15 protein-coding genes are annotated in these 17,470 nt (G+C 52.8%); 12 read left to right on the top strand and 3 right to left on the bottom strand.

All coding sequences use genetic code 11. From position 1 onward, the window contains the following. The first annotated feature begins 189 nt into the window (after positions 1–189). The 4 genes from ACO0LK_RS16905 (at position 190) to ACO0LK_RS16890 (ending at position 6,550) form a co-directional block, all read left to right on the top strand. A complete protein-coding gene (locus ACO0LK_RS16905; protein WP_422977016.1) occupies positions 190–2,412 on the top strand; it encodes a DUF4157 domain-containing protein in 2,223 nt (740 codons plus the stop codon). A 154-nt stretch (positions 2,413–2,566) separates the two neighbouring features. After that, positions 2,567–3,301, top strand: a complete 735-nt coding sequence (locus tag ACO0LK_RS16900) for a DUF2076 family protein (RefSeq protein ID WP_422977015.1) — start codon at positions 2,567–2,569, stop codon at positions 3,299–3,301. A gap of 441 nt (positions 3,302–3,742) precedes the next feature. Next, positions 3,743–5,323, top strand: coding sequence for a DUF1800 domain-containing protein (locus tag ACO0LK_RS16895; protein ID WP_422977013.1), 1,581 nt, complete (start codon positions 3,743–3,745; stop codon positions 5,321–5,323). A gap of 24 nt (positions 5,324–5,347) precedes the next feature. Further along, a complete protein-coding gene (locus ACO0LK_RS16890; protein WP_422977011.1) occupies positions 5,348–6,550 on the top strand; it encodes a DUF1501 domain-containing protein in 1,203 nt (400 codons plus the stop codon). Here the strand turns inward: ACO0LK_RS16890 and ACO0LK_RS16885 are convergent. Next, positions 6,522–8,723, bottom strand: a complete 2,202-nt coding sequence (locus ACO0LK_RS16885) for an ATP-binding protein (RefSeq protein WP_422977009.1) — start codon at positions 8,721–8,723, stop codon at positions 6,522–6,524. The two genes, ACO0LK_RS16890 and ACO0LK_RS16885, sit on opposite strands and share 29 nt — an antisense overlap. A gap of 324 nt (positions 8,724–9,047) precedes the next feature. Between ACO0LK_RS16885 and ACO0LK_RS16880 the strand changes: the two genes are divergently transcribed. Together ACO0LK_RS16880 and ACO0LK_RS16875 are read left to right on the top strand one after the other, a co-directional pair. Continuing rightward, complete coding sequence (locus ACO0LK_RS16880) at positions 9,048–9,275, top strand: hypothetical protein (RefSeq protein ID WP_422977007.1); 228 nt, start codon at positions 9,048–9,050, stop codon at positions 9,273–9,275. Beyond that, entirely contained in the window at positions 9,272–9,538 is a 267-nt protein-coding gene (locus ACO0LK_RS16875; protein ID WP_422977005.1) for a DUF1161 domain-containing protein, read from the top strand. Before ACO0LK_RS16880 ends, ACO0LK_RS16875 begins: the two co-directional genes overlap by 4 nt. A gap of 105 nt (positions 9,539–9,643) precedes the next feature. Here the strand turns inward: ACO0LK_RS16875 and ACO0LK_RS16870 are convergent, their stop codons facing one another. After that, a complete protein-coding gene (locus tag ACO0LK_RS16870) occupies positions 9,644–10,135 on the bottom strand; it encodes a GNAT family N-acetyltransferase (protein ID WP_422977003.1) in 492 nt (163 codons plus the stop codon). Positions 10,136–10,171: 36 nt separating this feature from the next. Further along, the gene (locus ACO0LK_RS16865; protein ID WP_422977001.1) at positions 10,172–10,513 is read right to left on the bottom strand and encodes a hypothetical protein; all 342 of its coding nucleotides are present in this window, start codon (positions 10,511–10,513) and stop codon (positions 10,172–10,174) included. 290 nt (positions 10,514–10,803) lie between these two features. On the opposite strand from ACO0LK_RS16865, the gene ACO0LK_RS16860 reads away from it, so the two are divergent. From ACO0LK_RS16860 to ACO0LK_RS16835, 6 genes are all read left to right on the top strand, one after another. After that, on the top strand, positions 10,804–11,304 hold the full coding sequence (locus ACO0LK_RS16860) for a hypothetical protein (protein WP_422976999.1): 501 nt from the start codon (positions 10,804–10,806) through the stop codon (positions 11,302–11,304). A gap of 105 nt (positions 11,305–11,409) precedes the next feature. Beyond that, complete coding sequence (locus ACO0LK_RS16855; RefSeq protein WP_186946058.1) at positions 11,410–11,754, top strand: DUF1840 domain-containing protein; 345 nt, start codon at positions 11,410–11,412, stop codon at positions 11,752–11,754. Between the two features lie 4 nt (positions 11,755–11,758). Continuing rightward, positions 11,759–12,649, top strand: a complete 891-nt coding sequence (locus tag ACO0LK_RS16850) for a lysophospholipase (RefSeq protein WP_422976997.1) — start codon at positions 11,759–11,761, stop codon at positions 12,647–12,649. 163 nt (positions 12,650–12,812) lie between these two features. Further along, a complete protein-coding gene (gene rsmB, locus ACO0LK_RS16845) occupies positions 12,813–14,309 on the top strand; it encodes a 16S rRNA (cytosine(967)-C(5))-methyltransferase RsmB (protein ID WP_422976995.1) in 1,497 nt (498 codons plus the stop codon). A 56-nt stretch (positions 14,310–14,365) separates the two neighbouring features. Beyond that, positions 14,366–14,953 carry a DUF4390 domain-containing protein gene (locus tag ACO0LK_RS16840; RefSeq protein WP_422976993.1) on the top strand — a complete coding sequence of 196 codons (588 nt, stop codon included), beginning with the start codon at positions 14,366–14,368 and terminating at the stop codon, positions 14,951–14,953. Further along, positions 14,950–17,310, top strand: coding sequence for an ATP-binding protein (locus tag ACO0LK_RS16835; protein WP_422976991.1), 2,361 nt, complete (start codon positions 14,950–14,952; stop codon positions 17,308–17,310). The genes ACO0LK_RS16840 and ACO0LK_RS16835 overlap by 4 nt, the downstream gene beginning before the upstream one ends. The last annotated feature ends 160 nt before the right edge of the window (positions 17,311–17,470 follow it).

The raw sequence follows: 17,470 nt of genomic DNA, 5'->3' as shown, positions 1-17,470 counted from the left end.
GCAATTTCGTTATGCGCTTTAATTCAGCACTTTAATTCATAGGACTTACGCAAAACGGTCCCAGCAAGGCGTAGCGACGAAGACAGTACTTTAGTACGGCGAGGAGCTGCAACGCAGCTGGGGCAGTTTTGCGTAAGTCCTAATTCAGCACTTTCAGCAGTCTTGCTACTCCACATGAAAGGCGTGGTCATGGCCGAATCCAGTTTTCAAAACAAAGCCCCTTCCGCACCAACGGAAGCCAGGGTGGGTTTGGCGACAGAAAACGGCTTGCACGACAATCAAAGTTCGGCAGCGAGGGGAAATTCGGTACTCAATCCATATACCGGTGACAATGGCACGGTTGCCACACAACTCGTCGATAATCGCCCCGCCACCAGACAGTTCAACACCTACAGCAATATGGCACAAAATAGCCGGCGTGCTACCCAGCTCAAGGCGGTGCAGGCAATGATGGCAAGTAGCAAAGCCGCGGTACAACTCAAAACCATGCAGGCAATGCTGGATGGCCATGAAAGTACTGACGAGCCGCTGCAAGCCAGGCTGGCTGACCAAGGCAAGGCACAACTGGCAGGACAAAGTGAACCCAGAGCGAATAACACCGGCTTGCCCAATCAGTTGAAGGCAGGCATAGAGTCGCTTTCCGGCATGAGCATGGATCACGTGCAGGTCAACTACAACTCGGACAAACCCGCGCAGCTGAACGCCCATGCCTATGCACAGGGTAGCGAGATTCACGTCGCCCCCGGCCAGGAACAGCATCTGCCGCACGAGGCCTGGCATGTCGTGCAGCAGGCGCAGGGCCGGGTCAGGCCAACCATGCAGATGAAGGTCGGGGTGCCGGTGAATGATGATGCCGGTCTGGAAGCCGAGGCTGATGTGATGGGGCAAAAAGCGCTGGGTGTGGGGGCGAGCGTGCAACGAGCAGGCATTGCAAGTGCAGCCAGCGGTCCGAATCAAAACCCGCTAAGCGACATGGCTTCCATCCAGCGCAAGACTTATCTGGCGAATGAAGATCAAAATATTTACGCAGATGACAAGCTGGGTACAGAATTAACTTACCTGGGTGACATGGGTGACTCACCCAAACTGCCGCTGTTTATGGATTACGCCCGCTATCAAACACTGGCCGATAGACTGCTCCAGCAATTCAAGGATGCATTCTCCAACCCATACTCAGGTATTCACAAGCTGGTACGCGAAGGCAAAAACGGGCCTGACACGGCACTTTGGGGAGAAGCCTTGAGCACATTCTCCCGCGGTGTCATGAATTTGATTGTCAACAGCAAAGAAGAATTACCGAAATTTCTCAAAGAAGTCGGGGAAGTGTATGTTGAAGACACCGATGGCGTACTGAAGACGGTCAAAGTTGAAGACTACCTTGTGGTGATACAGGCCCGTCTCACAGGCGCATTGGCGAATGGGCCACTGTACCGCAACGTGGGTGGGGGCTCACGCAATCCGCCAGCAGAAGGAACGTTTTTTACCAATAATAAGTCGATTGCCCGGGATGGCATACTGCAGGCCATAGGAGTGACAAAGGAAGATGTCGGCAAATATGATAAGGTCAAAATTGAATATGTCAGCGACTATGACAAGGCAAAGCAGGAAATATTGAAGCTTGGCGGACACGTCTGGGAAGATGGCCATTCTCACTTACTCTATTTATCCACCGCAAAACTGATGCGCTCAAAAAGTGCACGCTTTACAGCTGCCGGGGTAAGCTATTCAGAAAAATTCAGTGAACTGACATTAGATCTGACTGACAAGAAAAGATTGGAAGACTCTTTCAAAACCCTTGGTGCACCAGTGAATAAAGGATGGCAAGCAGGTACAGTACTGTCCAAGACTGATCGCGGAGATGGCCAGGCGAAGGCGATGAGCAACTGGAACGCACTCGGCGTAGCAGCTTATTCAAACGCAATATTGGGAACCAGTTACCCTCTGGCGCAAAATTGGGAATGGTTACACCTGCAAGGTGCGCAGATTGGCGGCGTCACCGATTCCACCAATCTGGTTGCCGGTACGTTTTCGACCAATTCTGAAATGATACCGCACGAAAACCGTATTGCACACTGGGCGAATCGGGGCCCCAAGAAAATGGCAGTGCGTTTCTCATCCGATCGGGGAAACGGCGTACTTTCACAATTTATTAAAATTGAGATTGCAGCAGAAAATCATCCCGACTTGGGAACCATAAGTAATTCTAGCCCCTTAAGCGTCGGCTTCGATGCACATTCTGCCGCTGTATCTGATCGCATGACATCTAAACTACAGGAATTTCAACAGAAAAATGCCATCGAAAGTCTGCAGCCACCATTGATACCTGACGAAGAGCACCCGAATCCCGAGGACGTTATGGAAGAAACATATGAACATAAAAATGACGCTGATATGTATAACGGGGAAAACTGAGTTTTTAAGCAAATAACTCCTTAGAACTTTTTCAAGGCAACATCAACATGAAACAGAAATATTCGCTTTCAACGATGGCAAACACTGGCTGAAGCATTGAAATCCCCTTCTACGTAACCAGATAGGGAGTAGTCAGCTACATCAGGAGATAGCCATGTCCCCACAAGAAACCCAGGTTTTACAGAATTTTCTCGATCAGTTGGTGAAAGTACAAGGCATCAGCAAGGATGCACAGGCGCAAAGCCTGATTAGTGATGCTGTCAGCAAACAGCCTGATGCCAGTTATCTGCTGGTGCAAAGGGCTTTGCTGCTGGATCAGGCACTGGCTCAGGCCAATACCCAGATCAACAGCCTGCAAGCAGAGGTGCGTGAATTGCAGGCGGGCAAGAGTAATGGCTACGGCAATACTGCCGGCAATTTTCTGGATCCGGCGACCAGCGTCTGGGGTAATAGCGCAAGCAGTCGCCCCTTACAAGGCGTGCCGACGACAGCAGCATCGGTCACTGGCACACCTTTACCAGGCTACAGCGGCATGCAACCGCCACCGTTGCCTGCCAACGCCATGGCTCCTGCGCCAGCTTCCAGTTTCTTTGGTGGTTCTGGCGGCAGCATGTTAGGTACAGTGGCAGCAACGGCTGCTGGCGTGGCGGCGGGTGCCTTTCTGTTTCAGGGTATAGGACACTTGATGGGCAACCAGTCACATCAGCAAATGGCGGACAGCGGCAGCGGTGCAGCGCAATTGAATCAGGGCGGCAGTGACTTGTTACCTGGTTATTTTGACAAAGCACCTGCGACGCTCGAGACTGCGCATGAAGCACAGCCCGCAGAGGACACGCAAGCAGCCAGCCTGACAGATGATTTTGATGATGACATGGCTGATTTTTCCTGAGACTGATTTTTTCTAAGAGTTCGGCGCGGCTCGCCTATGCCCACTCTCCCCCAAGTAACAAAGCTTGCGAATTGATTACGGCGCTGTAACAACTTGGGGGATACAGCGCCGTACGATGGCGCTTTCCCCTGGCGCTGAGCGGATTCTCAGTCTTTCCATTTTGCAAATCTTTGTGCAAGTTTTTTATGCACAAGCACGCTGGCACAGGGTTTGCGGGTGGCGTGCTGATTGGCCCATCCATCTTCCCGGCAACATTTATCCCACTGGCAACTTTCTGACTAAAGATATCGCCAGATCCACGTTGTTACAGCGCGTTACCAAATATCCTCAAAATTTCTTATTTCAGGTATGACAATTCGCCAGTCGGTGCGTTAATGGCTGATGCCAGTCAATAATCGGGTGGCACCACTATTCTTTTGTGCAATACGGAAGAGGTTAAAAATGAGAATTCAACAGACCATGCAGCACTTGCTGAGTGCCAGCCTGATAGTCTTGCTGGCAGCATGTAGCACCAACCCGCAACAACAGGCTGGCAATACAGGCAGCAGTAAAAGCCAGCCAGCCGTAGGCAAGACCCTGACGCAAGCGGCGATCCCACCCGAACAATTACTGAACCGCATCACCTGGGGTAGCACTCCTACCACCCTGCAAGCCTTACAGGCGGTTGGCCCGGATCAATACCTGGATCAACAATTGCGTGGCCGCACCGCAGCCTTGCCTGCGCCTATTCAGGCACAGATTGATACCCTGACCATTTCCAGCAAGCCATTTGAAGAAATCATGCGTGATCTGGAAGCGCGCCGTATCGCGTCTGACCAGCAAAAAGGCACGGACGATACGCTGGCCAAGCAGTACCAGCAAGAGCTGACTCGTCTGGCACGCGAAGCAGCCACCCGTTCCTTGTTGCGCGACGTGTATTCATCCAATCAGTTGCAGGAACAGATGAGCTGGTTCTGGATGAATCATTTCAATATCCACAGCGGCAAAGCGAATGTACGCGCCATGCTGGGTGATTTTGAAGAACAGGCGATACGCCCGAATGCACTCGGCAATTTCCGCGATTTATTGCGCGCCACGGTCATGCACCCTGCCATGCTCAGGTACCTGGACAATGAGCACAATGCCGTCAACCGCATCAATGAAAACTATGCGCGCGAGCTGATGGAATTGCATACCATGGGCGTCAACAGCGGCTATACCCAAAAAGATGTGCAGGAACTGGCACGTGTGCTGACCGGTGTGGGCATCAGCCTGAATAAAGATGCGCCACGCATGAAACCGGAGCTGGAAAAGCTGTATTACCGCCAGGGCCTGTTTGAATTCCAGCCACAACGGCATGACTTTGGCGAAAAGCAGATCCTGGGTAAAACCATCAAGGGTCGCGGCATGGCGGAACTGGACGAAGTTTTGCTGATGCTGTGCAGGCAACCTGCCACTGCCAACTATGTCAGCCAGAAACTGGCAACCTTCTTTGTCTCGGATGCACCTTCCAAGGCACTCATAGACAAGATGGCAAGCCGTTTCCTGCAAACAGATGGTGATATTCCATCGACCTTGCGGGCCATGTTTGATTCGCCTGAATTCATCGCTTCACTGGGCAAGAAGTTCAAAGACCCCATGCACTATATGCTGGCATCGGTACGCCTGGCGTATGACGGCACTACCATCGTCAATACCGGCCCCATGCTGAACTGGCTGAACATGATGGGTCAGCAATTGAACGGACGCCAGACCCCCGACGGCTATGCCCTGAACGAAAGTGCCTGGGCCAGTTCCGGCCAGATGACCGTGCGTATTGACATTGCCAAGTCCATCGCCGGCGGCAACCCGGCCTTGTTCAAGGTAGACAACCAGCCAGCACCACAGGAAAAACCACCACAACCAGCACTGGCAGTATCCAATTATGTCAAAAGCTGGACCAAGCAATTCAGCCCGTCTACCCAGACGGTCCTGAGCCAGGCAAATACAACACAGGAATGGAATACCTTGTTTCTTGCCTCCCCCGAAATGATGCGTCGTTAATCTTTTCATAGAAAGATCAAGGATATGAACCGCCGTGACCTGTTGAAAGCGATGGCCTTGTTGCCATCCACCGCCATGCTGGGTATGAGCAGCCATGTAATGGCCGCACCCGCCACCCAAAACCGCCTGCTGCTGGTGTTTTTGCGGGGTGGCTATGATGCCAGCAATTTGCTGATCCCTACCTCCAGCAATTTTTATTATGAAGCCAGGCCAAACATCGCCATTGCCCGGCCAGGTTCAGCACCGGATTCGGCGCTGGAACTGACTGCCGACTGGGGCCTGCACCCAGCACTGAAGGACACGGTCTATCCGATGTTTCAGAATGGGGAAGCCAGCTTTATCCCGTTTGCCGGTATTGATGACCTGTCGCGCAGCCATTTTGAAACCCAGGACAGTATAGAACTGGGACAACCGCTGACAGCCAGCCGAAACTTCCATTCCGGCTTCATGAACCGTCTGGCCAAGGTCTTGAGCAACAACAGCAAAGTTGCCGCGATGTCCTTCACTGATCAGTTGCCTATCGCCATGCAGGGTTCAGCACGCATCTCCAATACTGCATTACGCAATGTCAGCAAGCTCAATGTCGATCAGCGTCAGCGTGACATGATCTTGCAGATGTATGGCGATACCAGTCTGTCGCAGGCCGTCAAGGATGGCTTTGCCATGCGTGAAGAAGTCGCCCGTGACTTGCAGGAAGAAATGAACAGCGCCAACCGCAACGCCATTTCCACCAAGGGCTTTGAGCTGGAAGCACAAAGAATCGCCAAGCTGATGCGGGAAAAATATGCACTGGGTTTCATCGATGTCGGCGGTTGGGACACCCATGTGAACCAGGGCGGCGTCAACGGCACACTGGCGGTCAAGTTTGAAGAACTGGGACGCGGCCTGGCTGCTTACCGTACCGAAATGGGTAGCGCCTGGCGCAATACGACCGTGGTGGTCATCAGTGAATTTGGCCGCACCTTCCGCGAAAACGGCAAGCGCGGTACTGACCATGGTCATGGCAGCGTGTACTGGGTGCTGGGTGGTGGTGTCAAGGGTGGACGCATTGCAGGCGAGCAGATCGCGCTGGAGCAAGGCAAGCTGTTCCAGAACCGTGACTACCCTGTACTCAACGAGTACCGCGCCGTGCTGGGCGGCCTGTTCACCAATATCTACGGGCTCAATACCAACCAGTTGGACCAGATCTTTACAGGTGTCAAAGCACGGGATCTGTCTTTGGTGTAATGGTGCCGATGTCGGTAATCACTTCTTCATGCAGGGGTAAGTCGATATAAAAATGGGTCCCCAGCGCTTCATGGGCGGATTCCATGTAATAGCCGATATCACCATGCATTTGCCGGATGATGGCCTGGGAAATTGCCAGGCCTAATCCGGTTCCCCCTTTGGCACGGGTATCGGACGAATCTGCCTGAGAAAATTTCTGGAACAGACGTTCACGGAAATTTTCCGGGATGCCACTGCCCTGATCAATCACCTCTATACGCACGCTCTTGCCCGAACGCACCTCGGCCAGGACGCGTACGGCAGACCCTTCCGGCGAATACTTGCAGGCGTTCGATAACAGATTCGCCATCACTTGCTGGAAACGCCCTGCATCCACCATCACATGGGCATCCATGCTCTGTGCATCAAAGACGATTTCTGTCCCTACGCTATGGGCAAAGGCCTGGTTATTATTCACGGCAATTTGCAATAGTGAATGCAGGTTAAGGTGCTCAAACACAAAGTCCATCTTGCCCGCTTCGATTTTCTGGATATCCAGCAAATCATTGATAAGCCGGGTCAGGCTTTCGCTGTTTTTGTGGGCCATGCCAAGCAACGGGGCAATCTTGTCTGGTACCGCACCAACGGCACCGCCAACAACCAGGCCCAATGCACCACGTATGGCGGTGAGCGGGGTACGCAATTCGTGACTGACGGTAGAGATGAATTCGCTCTTCATGCGTTCCATCTTGCGCCGCTCGGAAATGTCCCTGACGATGACGATCAGCTTGCGCCGGCCTGCATGGTAGTACTCACTGATGGCCAGTTCGGCGGGGAACAGGCTGCCATCCTTGCGCATTCTTTCCACCTCGGTACGCAGGCAGCCAGTTTCCAAAAATTCGCTGCGGCTCATGGCCAGGCCGAGCAAATCAGGCTGGCCCGGTGGCGAGAAAAACCGCCCGTTCTTGCCCACCACTTCACTGGCCGGATGCCCGTAAATGGCAACGGCAGCGGGGTTCAATGCCTCTATCTTGCCGGTATCATCAATCATGACGATACCGTCCGCGGCATTCTGGAAGATGGCTTGCAGGCGCTCGGATGAATCTTTCAAGGCGATCTGCTGTTCAGTCAGATTTTTGAGCAGATGGGCCTGGTTGCGGTTGATGATTTCAGCCTGCTGCTTCAATTCTGTGGTGGCGAGCAAATCCTGCTCGCGTTTTTCCAGCAGGTTCACCAGCACGCTGAACGCTGCCACCAGTGCCAGGATGCCGCTCATGGCCACCACCACAATGCCGGTCGTGATCTTGCGCCAGTCAGACAGGTATAAATCCTCATCCACAGTAAAATTAATGATCAGAGGATATTTCTGCAATGACTGTACGGCTGACATACGTGTCACATGTTTGCCCCCATCCCCCATACGTGAACTATTGGTGATGATAACGCCGGATTTTTTGTTTTGATTGTGCACCAGCTCATAGGTACTGCCAGTCAGGTTTTTCATACCCATGATTTCACCTCGCTCTGGCCAGCGTGCCAGGTAGGTAAAATCATTTCTCAGCAGGGCTATCGATGCATGTCCATCGGCACTGAGCTTTTCATAAAACTGTGAGTAAAACGAGGGCGACATGCCCAGAATGACCACACCGATGAATTCACCATCACTGCCGGTCAGCCTGTGACTAAGGAAGAACATCCATTTCCCGGTGGTTTTGCTACGCACCGAAGAACTCAGAAAAATCCCCTGCACAGGGTTGTCACGCTGGGCAATGAAATAATCGCGATCAGCCAGACTATAGGTCGGTGCCGGGAAATTGCGCGAAGTGTTGATCACATTGCCGTTTACATCCAGCACTGAAATGACTTCAACTGCCGGTGACAGGCTGGCCTTTTCACGCAAGAACTGATGGAAATCATAGGTCGATAATTTCGACGACAGGTAGTCGGCACTGACACTCCAGCGATCCTGTATGCGTTCGGAAATACTGTCCAGCGCCGTATACGCGAAATCCATTTGCTGGCTGACGGTTTCAGTCAGGACCACACTAAAGGTCTCGGTCTGCTTTTCCCATTTGCCAATTTCCTGTGCCCGCAACATCCAGACTGCACTGGCTGCCCCCAGGACAATTGCCAACACCAGACACGCGGCAAGCGCAATGGCCAAACGACTGGTGGGTAATCCTGTTTGCTTCATCTCAATCTGTCCATTGGCGATAAATACGCCATGTTATCCGCAATATAGTGTTCGTTATTTTTGCCGCACAGACATGTTGCCTGATTTTTACGTTTGGGGGAATGCCTGCGCAGCTTGTCCAGACATGCAGCGATACCCTGTCCGCCCAGTCTTCCGGCTCAGAAGCCCGCATGTCGGCATGGCTGCCGGTTGCGCCTGCCAGTGCTACTGTACGCGAAAAATGTACATTAATTACGAACCAGACAAGGGCCACTACCTATTTTTGTAAAAAAATAATTTCATTTTTCAAGCTTGAGACTGTCGTGAAAAAACGATAGCTTTCATATGAAAATCGCCGGCAAATCCCACTACAGACCTGCATTGCGGATGATTTACTACACTTTCCTGAAAGAAACGAACGTATTTCTGTTAAAACCCGACAAGAAATGTTACGGTTTTACCACCCGTAGGACAGAACCCGATACAAACAATCAGCAAGACCCGAAAATGCCGCATCTGGCATGGAACGGGTCTGCACACTATCCGATCAAGGAAAAGGAGCAAGCAAAATGAAAAGAAGTACGTTGATACATACCTTGATAAGCGGTTTGCTGCTCATCAGTGCATCCGCCCATGCGGAAGCAGGCATACTCAGTTGCGAAGCCTTGAAGGAAAAAATCGCGACCAAGCTGGAAGGCAAGGGCGTCGATAACTACACCCTGCAAGTCGTGTCGAAAGACACTGAAACCAAGTACCGCGTTGTTGGTTCCTGCGAAGGGGACAAGAAAAAAATTATTTACAAGAAGGAAAAAGCGGGCGCAAAAGCAGAAGAATAAATAAAAAACAAATAAGTAATAGCGGCTGCCAGCCGTAATCACGATTGCAAATAAAAACGCATTGCACTTTCAAACGTGCAATGCGTTTGATTTTTTGCTTCCGCATCAGACGCCGGCATACAGGTCTTTGATCATATAAAACGCCGCGCCGCTATAACTGGCCAGCTTGTCAGTCTGCTGCTGATCAAGTTCTGCTTGTACTACAAATCCAAGGCGCTGCCAGAATGCACTGGTACTTTGCACTGACACCAGACAGAGATATTGCCAGTTTTGCCGCTGAGCATAGGCAAAGGCATGCGCTATCATGGCTTGCGCCACACCTTTGCCTGCATGCGCCGGATCCACCGCAAGATCATGCAAATACAGAGCGTTGGGTGCGCTGGCCGGGCTGAATGCCTGTCCAAGTGCAGACATACGACCGCCGATGCTGGGATAAGCGGCCAGATACGCCATGATGCAGCCATCCTGCTCTGCAACCCAGGCCGTGTCAGGCGCACTTTGCAGGCGTGCCGCCAGCAAGGGCAAGGCTTCCACCATGTCTGACACATAGGCCAAAGACTGTATATCAAACACTGCCGCCAGATCCTGCGGCTGCATGCTACGCACCTGCCAGTTCATGTTTGCTGATTTCTTTTACTTTTCTGCTTTTGCACTGGCAGAAGCGCTGGCTTCTTCGGGCTTGGAGGATGCGTCTGATTTGGCCAGTTCCGGCTTGACGACATCGATCTTGTTTTCACGCATGTAATCATTCATTTCCTTCCAGCCGGCGTAGACCGCGGCACGCGCCGCATCCGGGTTTAGGGCGTAACAATCTTCGATGGCGCGTCCGGCATGACGGCAGGCGCTGCCGGTCGCTCTGGCATCCGATTCCTTGGCTGCCGCATCTCTGGCCGGATCAGGCAGGCCAAGGCGGTCGCAGGCACTCAGCGATATCAATAGCAGTAGTGAAATTCCAAGTGATTGGCGTAGTGGCATCGTGGCACCAGAAAAATGAATTTTTGCGCAAGTTCTAAAAAACCATGATCGAACTCAGACTTGCCGCCATGATACCCCAGTGTATGGATGCTTTGACAGCGGTGATCATGGTTGTAAAGTCAGAATATTGCATACTGACAGTGTTTACGGCCATTCTGGCCGATACTTAAAAAACCGGCGTAAGCCTGGGCAAAGCATTATCATGTGGGCTGAATCGCCGGTCAGGCTGGCCGGCTAGTATTTGCCTCACCTACGTCAGAATTTACGCTTTACCAGAAACCGCAAGCCTCATGAAAATCTTAATCAAAAGCATTATCTTAAGTGCAGCCATCGGTCTGGCCGCATGCAGTCCCAAATTTGACTGGCGCGAAACCCGCAGCAATGAGGCTCCGTTTTCCATCCTGATGCCCGGCAAGGCAGTCAGCGATACCAAGAGCATGCAGCTGGAAGGCATCGATGTGAAAATGACTATGCTGGCCGGTGAAGCGGGTGGCGTCAGTTTTGCCGTCGGCAGCACCAAAGCAGCCGATGCTGGCAATGCAGGCCTTATCATGGAAGCAATGAAGAAGGGCATGATACGTAACGTCCAGGGCAATGCCGACAATACCCGTGTCACGCCAGGCGGGGACGTGGAAGTTCGTGGCAAATTGCGCAATGACGTGCCGGTCCTGATGGTAGGCCGTTTCCTGGTACGTGGCCCCTGGGTCTATCAAATCGTCATACTGGGGCCGGAAAAAGCCGTCAGCCGTGATGTGATTGATACATTTATGACATCATTCAAAGCAAACTGAAACAACACCAGGTTAATTTAGGATTATGATGTAGTTATAAGTATGTATATCTTTAGCCGATATGCATTTCTACATCATAGCTACCCACAAAGAGGAGAGATGTCCATGCTGATCACATTCAAATCCAAAGCTGCTACAGAAATCACCATGTATAAAGAACATGCGCGTCGCATCCTGGATCTGATACAGAAAGATGTGGAACGCGGCGTGATTACACCGCAAGAATTGCCACAAGCCATACAGAAGATAGAAGCAGCGGTTGCGGACAGCAAAGCCCATCCGATCTCGGACGAGGTCAATCGCGATGTCAATGCCCATCACAATGAAAACGGTGACGACAACGAGCATGAAGCGCCGGAAACAGTCAGTTTTGCCACCCGCGCCTTCCCGGTACTGGAAATGCTGCATGCCGCCAACAAGATGCAGCGTGATGTGATGTGGGGCGTATAAACCCATGACTTCCCATGTAGAAAATACCCGGGAATTCGATCTGGAGGCCGCCGACGGTACTCCCATCTTTGTACGCGACTGGCCCTTGGCCGGCCAGGAAAATACCACATCACCATCCCAGCAGGGTGTGCTGATCATGCATGGCCTGGGCGAACACTGCGGGCGCTATACCCATGTGGCGCGCTTTTTCAATGCACTGGGCTTTGTTGTCAGAACCTATGACCACCGGGGGCATGGCAAATCTGGCGGTGCCGTTGGCGACGTGCCGGATAACCATGCCATGCTGGACGATGCCCGGATGGTGCTTGCCGACTTCCGCCAGCAATTGGCTGGCCCGCCGATTTTGCTGGGACACAGCATGGGCGGCCTGTTTGCGGCCCGCTTTGCACTGGAACACCAAAACCAGTTGCGGGCTTTGATCCTGTCTTCGCCGGCCCTGGCGATACGCATGTCCGGCTTCCAGCAAGGTTTGTTGAAAACTGCCTTTCGCCTGATACCTGGCATAGGCTTGCCGAACGGCTTGCAAACCCGTTACCTGTCACATGATGCAGAAGTGGTACAGGCCTATAAAGATGATGCGCTGGTACATGGCAGGCTCAGTGCGCGCTTGCTGACCAGCATGCTGACGGCGATGGCCTATTGCCATGAACATGCCGCAGAACTGCAGCTACCCACATTGCTGATGGTGGCAGATGATGACCACCTGGTAGACCCCGAGGGTAGCCGGCGTTTTGCACAAAAAGTCAATAAAACCTGGCTTGGCAGCCATTTCTACAAGGGCTTTTACCACGAAATTTTCAATGAACTCGATGCCATCCGGGTTTTTGATGATTTGCGTACCTGGCTGGAAATACAGCAATTCACACCGCTGGAAATGAGCCAGAAAGCAGCTTAGGCTTGCACTGCGGCTGACAATTACCGCGTAATTAATACCTACGTGATGCCTGCATGCCTACCTACGCAACCAGGTTTCAACTGCGGCAAAAGCCACAGAAACAGGGTTTGTACGCACGGGCTGTTACACTTACGTGTCGGTTCATACCTAGCCAATTCAAAATATGCAAGAAAATACAAGAAAAACACTGGGAAAACCCCAAAAACCTGCACGTCCGGATGCACGCAAAAATGCAGGCTCTGGGGTAATCTCTGGGGTGCGCTCAGGATCAGGCCCAAATACCTCCCCGAATGTACGCGCGGATGCTCGTCCACCGACGACCGTCCCGGAATTTCAGACAATCGACATCAAGCCTGATTCCCTGGCCTTTTGCCTGGTGGGTGCTGCGCAAGCCGTCAGCTATGTGCTGGAAGGCACGGCCTTGCCTATGGCATTGTCGCGGGTGTTTACCCAGACCAATGCCCTGCCACAGGCACGTGGTGCCATACAGGATATTGCTTATCGCACCATGCGTCAGGTCGGCCGTGTCGATGCCCTGATCAAGGTCATGGCCAGCAAAACCCCGGAACCGGCCCTGTTGTACAGTCTGTTGTGCTGTTCTCTGACTTTACTCATTGGCAACGAAGGAGACGAGCAGCCTGCGTATGAAGAATTCGTCGTGGTCGACCAGGCGGTTACCGCCGCCACCTCCAGCCCGCATATGGTGTTTGCCAAGGGCATGGTCAATGCCGTGCTGCGCCGCTACCTGCGCGAAAAGGACGAGTTGCTGAAGCTGGTCATGAAACAGCCAGCCGCCACCTGGAATTACCCACAATGGTGGGTAGACCAGTGCAAGGCAGCGTATCCGCAAGACTGGCAAGCCATACTTACTGCCGGTAACCACGCGCCGCCTATGACTTTACGGGTCAACCGTCGCGCCACCACGGTAGCCGCCTATCTGGAACTGCTGGCATCGAAGCAAATTGCCGCCAGCCAGATCGGCCCGTCTGCCATCCGGCTAGTAAGGCCCATGCCGGTACAACATATCCCCGGTTTTGAAGAAGGTATGGCATCGGTGCAGGACGCCGCCGCCCAGCTGGCAGCACCATTGCTGGATGTGCAAGACGGCATGCGGGTGCTGGATGCCTGCGCCGCCCCCGGTGGCAAAACCGGGCATTTGCTGGAGCTGGCTGATATTGAACTGCTGGCCCTGGACTCCGATCCGGCCCGTCTGCAACGCATACATGACAACCTGGCAAGATTAAAATTATTCGCTACCGTCAAGGAGGGTGATGCCAGCCGCACTGCCTGGTGGGATACCAAGCCCTATGACCGTATCCTGGCCGATGTGCCCTGTACCGCTTCTGGCGTGGTAAGACGCCACCCGGACAGCCGCTGGCTACGCCGCAAGACGGATGCAGCCCAACTGGCCGCCCTGTCTGCCCGTATCCTGGACAATCTGTGGCGCATGCTGAAGCCGGGTGGCAAGATGCTGATGGTCACCTGTTCAATCTGGCCGCTGGAATCGGAAGCCCAGGCCGCCGCCTTTGTCACCAGGCACGGTGCCATACGGCTTGATGCCCCGGGTCAATTACTGCCCATGCTGCCGACACCGTCCGCTGCTAACAACGAACATGACGGTTTGTTTTATGCATTGTTTCAAAAACCACTGCAAAATTAACGAATGCCAACAAGTTCAAGCTATCATTAGCAGACTTTTGATTTCGTACTGATTGCATGCTCCGACGTTCAAGCTCCCTGCTGCGCCAACTGATGCTGACATTTTTGTTAGCCTTATTGGCATTCGCAGGCACATCCGTCAGCCATGCAGCCGATGTGGAAGTCAAATCCGCCAAAATAGAATCCAGCGACGAAGGCTACCGCCTGGCAGCCGTGTTTTCCATAGAACTCAGCGAAGGCTTGCGTAAAGCCATCAAGGAAGGCATCCCGGTGTCCTTCACGACCGAGGTCGAACTGACGCGCTCACGCTGGTATTGGGTCGACGAAAAGGTCGTTCGCAGTGAAAACACGGTAAAAATCGCCTTTAATGAGTGGACGCAACAATATACCGTCATCGTCAATAATGGCCTGCAACAGACCTTTCCTTCTCTCGATTCCGCTTTGAATCTGGTGCTCAGGCCCAGTCGCTGGCTGATCGCTGAAAAATCCCTGCTGACCAGTGGTGCCACCTATACCGTGGCTGTACAGTTACGTATGGGCCTGTCCAAGATACCGATGCACTTCCAGATTCCGACTTTCAACGACAGTAACTGGAGCCAGAAGACAGAGTGGAAGCGTTTTTCCTTCAAGGCTGACGACAAGTGACAAGATTTTTGCGGTATGCCCTGATTATCGGCGGTGCTCTGATGAGCATACTGCTATTCTTTCTGACCACCGTTTCAGAAAATTCCTCGCGCTTCGAACGTTATTATGAATGGCTGCTGGACGCCAATGCTATTGTTGCCCTGGCACTGCTGATCCTGGTTCTGACCCTGGTATGGCGTTTGTTCCGGCGCTTCCGCACGCGGGAATTCGGCTCACGCCTGATGACGCGGCTGGTAGTTCTGTTTGCCCTCGTCGGTATCTTGCCCGGCACCGTCATTTATGTGGTGTCGGTACGCTTCGTGTCACTGTCTATCGAATCGTGGTTTGACGTCAAGGTTGAGTCTGCTCTCGATTCCGGCAAGAACCTGGGCCTGACGGCGCTGGATTTTTTGCTGGCTGATTTACAAACCAAGGCCCGCGACATGGCGTCGGAACTGTCTGACCCAACCGAAAGCTCGATGTCCATCCACCTGTCGCGCCTGCGTGAAAGAATGCAGATACAGGAAGCCACCATCGTCAATGGCAAGGGCAGGCTGATCGCCACTGCCAATGAAAATATGGGCAGCCTCAGCCTGTTACCAGAACTGCCTACCGGGGAGATGATACGTCAGGTCAAACTGTCACGTTATTACGCCGCGCGAGATGAAAAAATCGCCCCTGCCGATTCGGAAACCGCCAGTGCTGCCAACGCCAACCGTGGTGCCAGCCACCCCACACTGGCGGCAGAACCGGCCAGGATACTGCGCTCGCGGGTAGTGGTACCAATACGCAGCAGCAGCTGGATATCGCTACAAAATGAATCCCTGTACCTGCAACTGATACAACCCGTTCCCGCCAATCTGGCCATGCATGCCGAAGCACTGAGCAGTGCATCCCGTGAATACCAGGTGCGCTCTATAGGCAGGGTCAATCTGAAAAAGATGTACATCATCACCCTGACACTGACCCTGTTGCTGGCCATTGTGGCCGCCATTACCAGTGCCTTCCTGATTTCCGGCGAGCTGGCCCGCCCCCTGCTCTTGCTGGCCGAAGGCACCAAGGCGGTGACCGAGGGTAACTTCTCGCCCCGCCCCATCGTCACCAGTGCCGACGAACTGGGCAGCCTGACCAAATCCTTCAACACCATGACCAGGCAATTGTTTGATGCCCGTGCAGCAGTGGAAAAAAACCGCAGCGAACTGGAAAACGCCAAGGCTTACCTGGAATCGGTACTGGCTAATATGTCCGCCGGGGTGATGGTGCTGGACCAGAGTGGCAATCTGGTCACCTGTAATGAATCGGTAGAACGCATACTGCAACGCAGGCTGGAAAGCGAAATCAACAAACCACTGGCTACCATTGAAGGCATGCAGGCATTTGCATTTGCCATATCCAAGGCGTTTTCCGAGCAGCATGCACAGTCGGCTGCGGGTGGAGAAAACGAACGCGAACAGCACTGGCAACAACAGATAGAAGTACCCCGCCCCAACAAGGGTAAACAAACGGCAACAGGCGGTGACAACATCGCCGCCGAAGAAGAACAAAGCATTACCTTGCTGGCACGTGGCTCGCATCTGCCGGTGGCATCTGGCAGCGGTTATGTGGTGGTTTTTGATGATATCAGCAATATTATTTCTGCCCAGCGCTCTATCGCCTGGGGCGAAGTAGCACGCCGTCTGGCGCATGAAATCAAAAATCCGCTGACACCTATACAATTGTCTGCCGAGCGCCTGCAAATGAAGTTGCAGGACAAACTCAGCGACAGCGATGTCCTGATCCTGAACAAGAGCACCACCACCATCGTTAATCAGGTCACTTCCATGAAGCGCATGGTGGATGACTTCCGCGATTATGCACGCACACCACCAGCAGTTTTGATGCCTTTGAACCTGGCTGGTTTGATCGACGAAGTACTGCATTTATACATCGCTGGCGACGGCAGGGATGCGATACGCCTGACGCTGGCCCCCGATTTGCCGCAGATAATGGGTGACGCTACCCAGTTGCGGCAGGTAATTCACAATCTTTTACAAAATGCCCAGGACGCCGTTGCAGACAATACCAATCCCGATTTTGTACCCCGTATCGACGTCATCACCGATGTGGTGCGTTACACGGGAACAGACCAGATCACCCATTCTGCGGTACGGCTGTCAATTATCGATAACGGCCCGGGATTTTCGAGCAAAATTCTGGGTCGTGCGTTTGAACCTTATGCCACCTCCAAGCCCAGAGGCACCGGTCTGGGGCTGCCGATGGTAAAGAAAATCATCGATGAGCATGGCGGTAGAATTGATATTCAAAATCGCAGCGATACAAACGGTGCAAAAGTAGCGATTTTGCTGTTAAAGTTAGCACCGGATTCAAATACAGCGTAAGAACCTGTTTACGATCTGTAGCGAGGGTCAGCGGGAATGAAGAGCAGCGCAGTAAGATCGTAAGCAGATTCCAGGAAATTGTATTTGAGCGAGCCATTCTTCTGATGTTCCCAAAAGAGGAATACGGACAAAAAGCTTCGGGTCATTTTGAAATTTTTAT

It is taken from the genome of Undibacterium sp. Ji49W (assembly GCF_049340205.1).
Taxonomy (GTDB): Bacteria; Pseudomonadota; Gammaproteobacteria; order Burkholderiales; family Burkholderiaceae_D; genus Undibacterium.
Note: the sequence above shows the minus strand (reverse complement) of the source record. Positions and strands in the feature narration are given on the sequence as shown.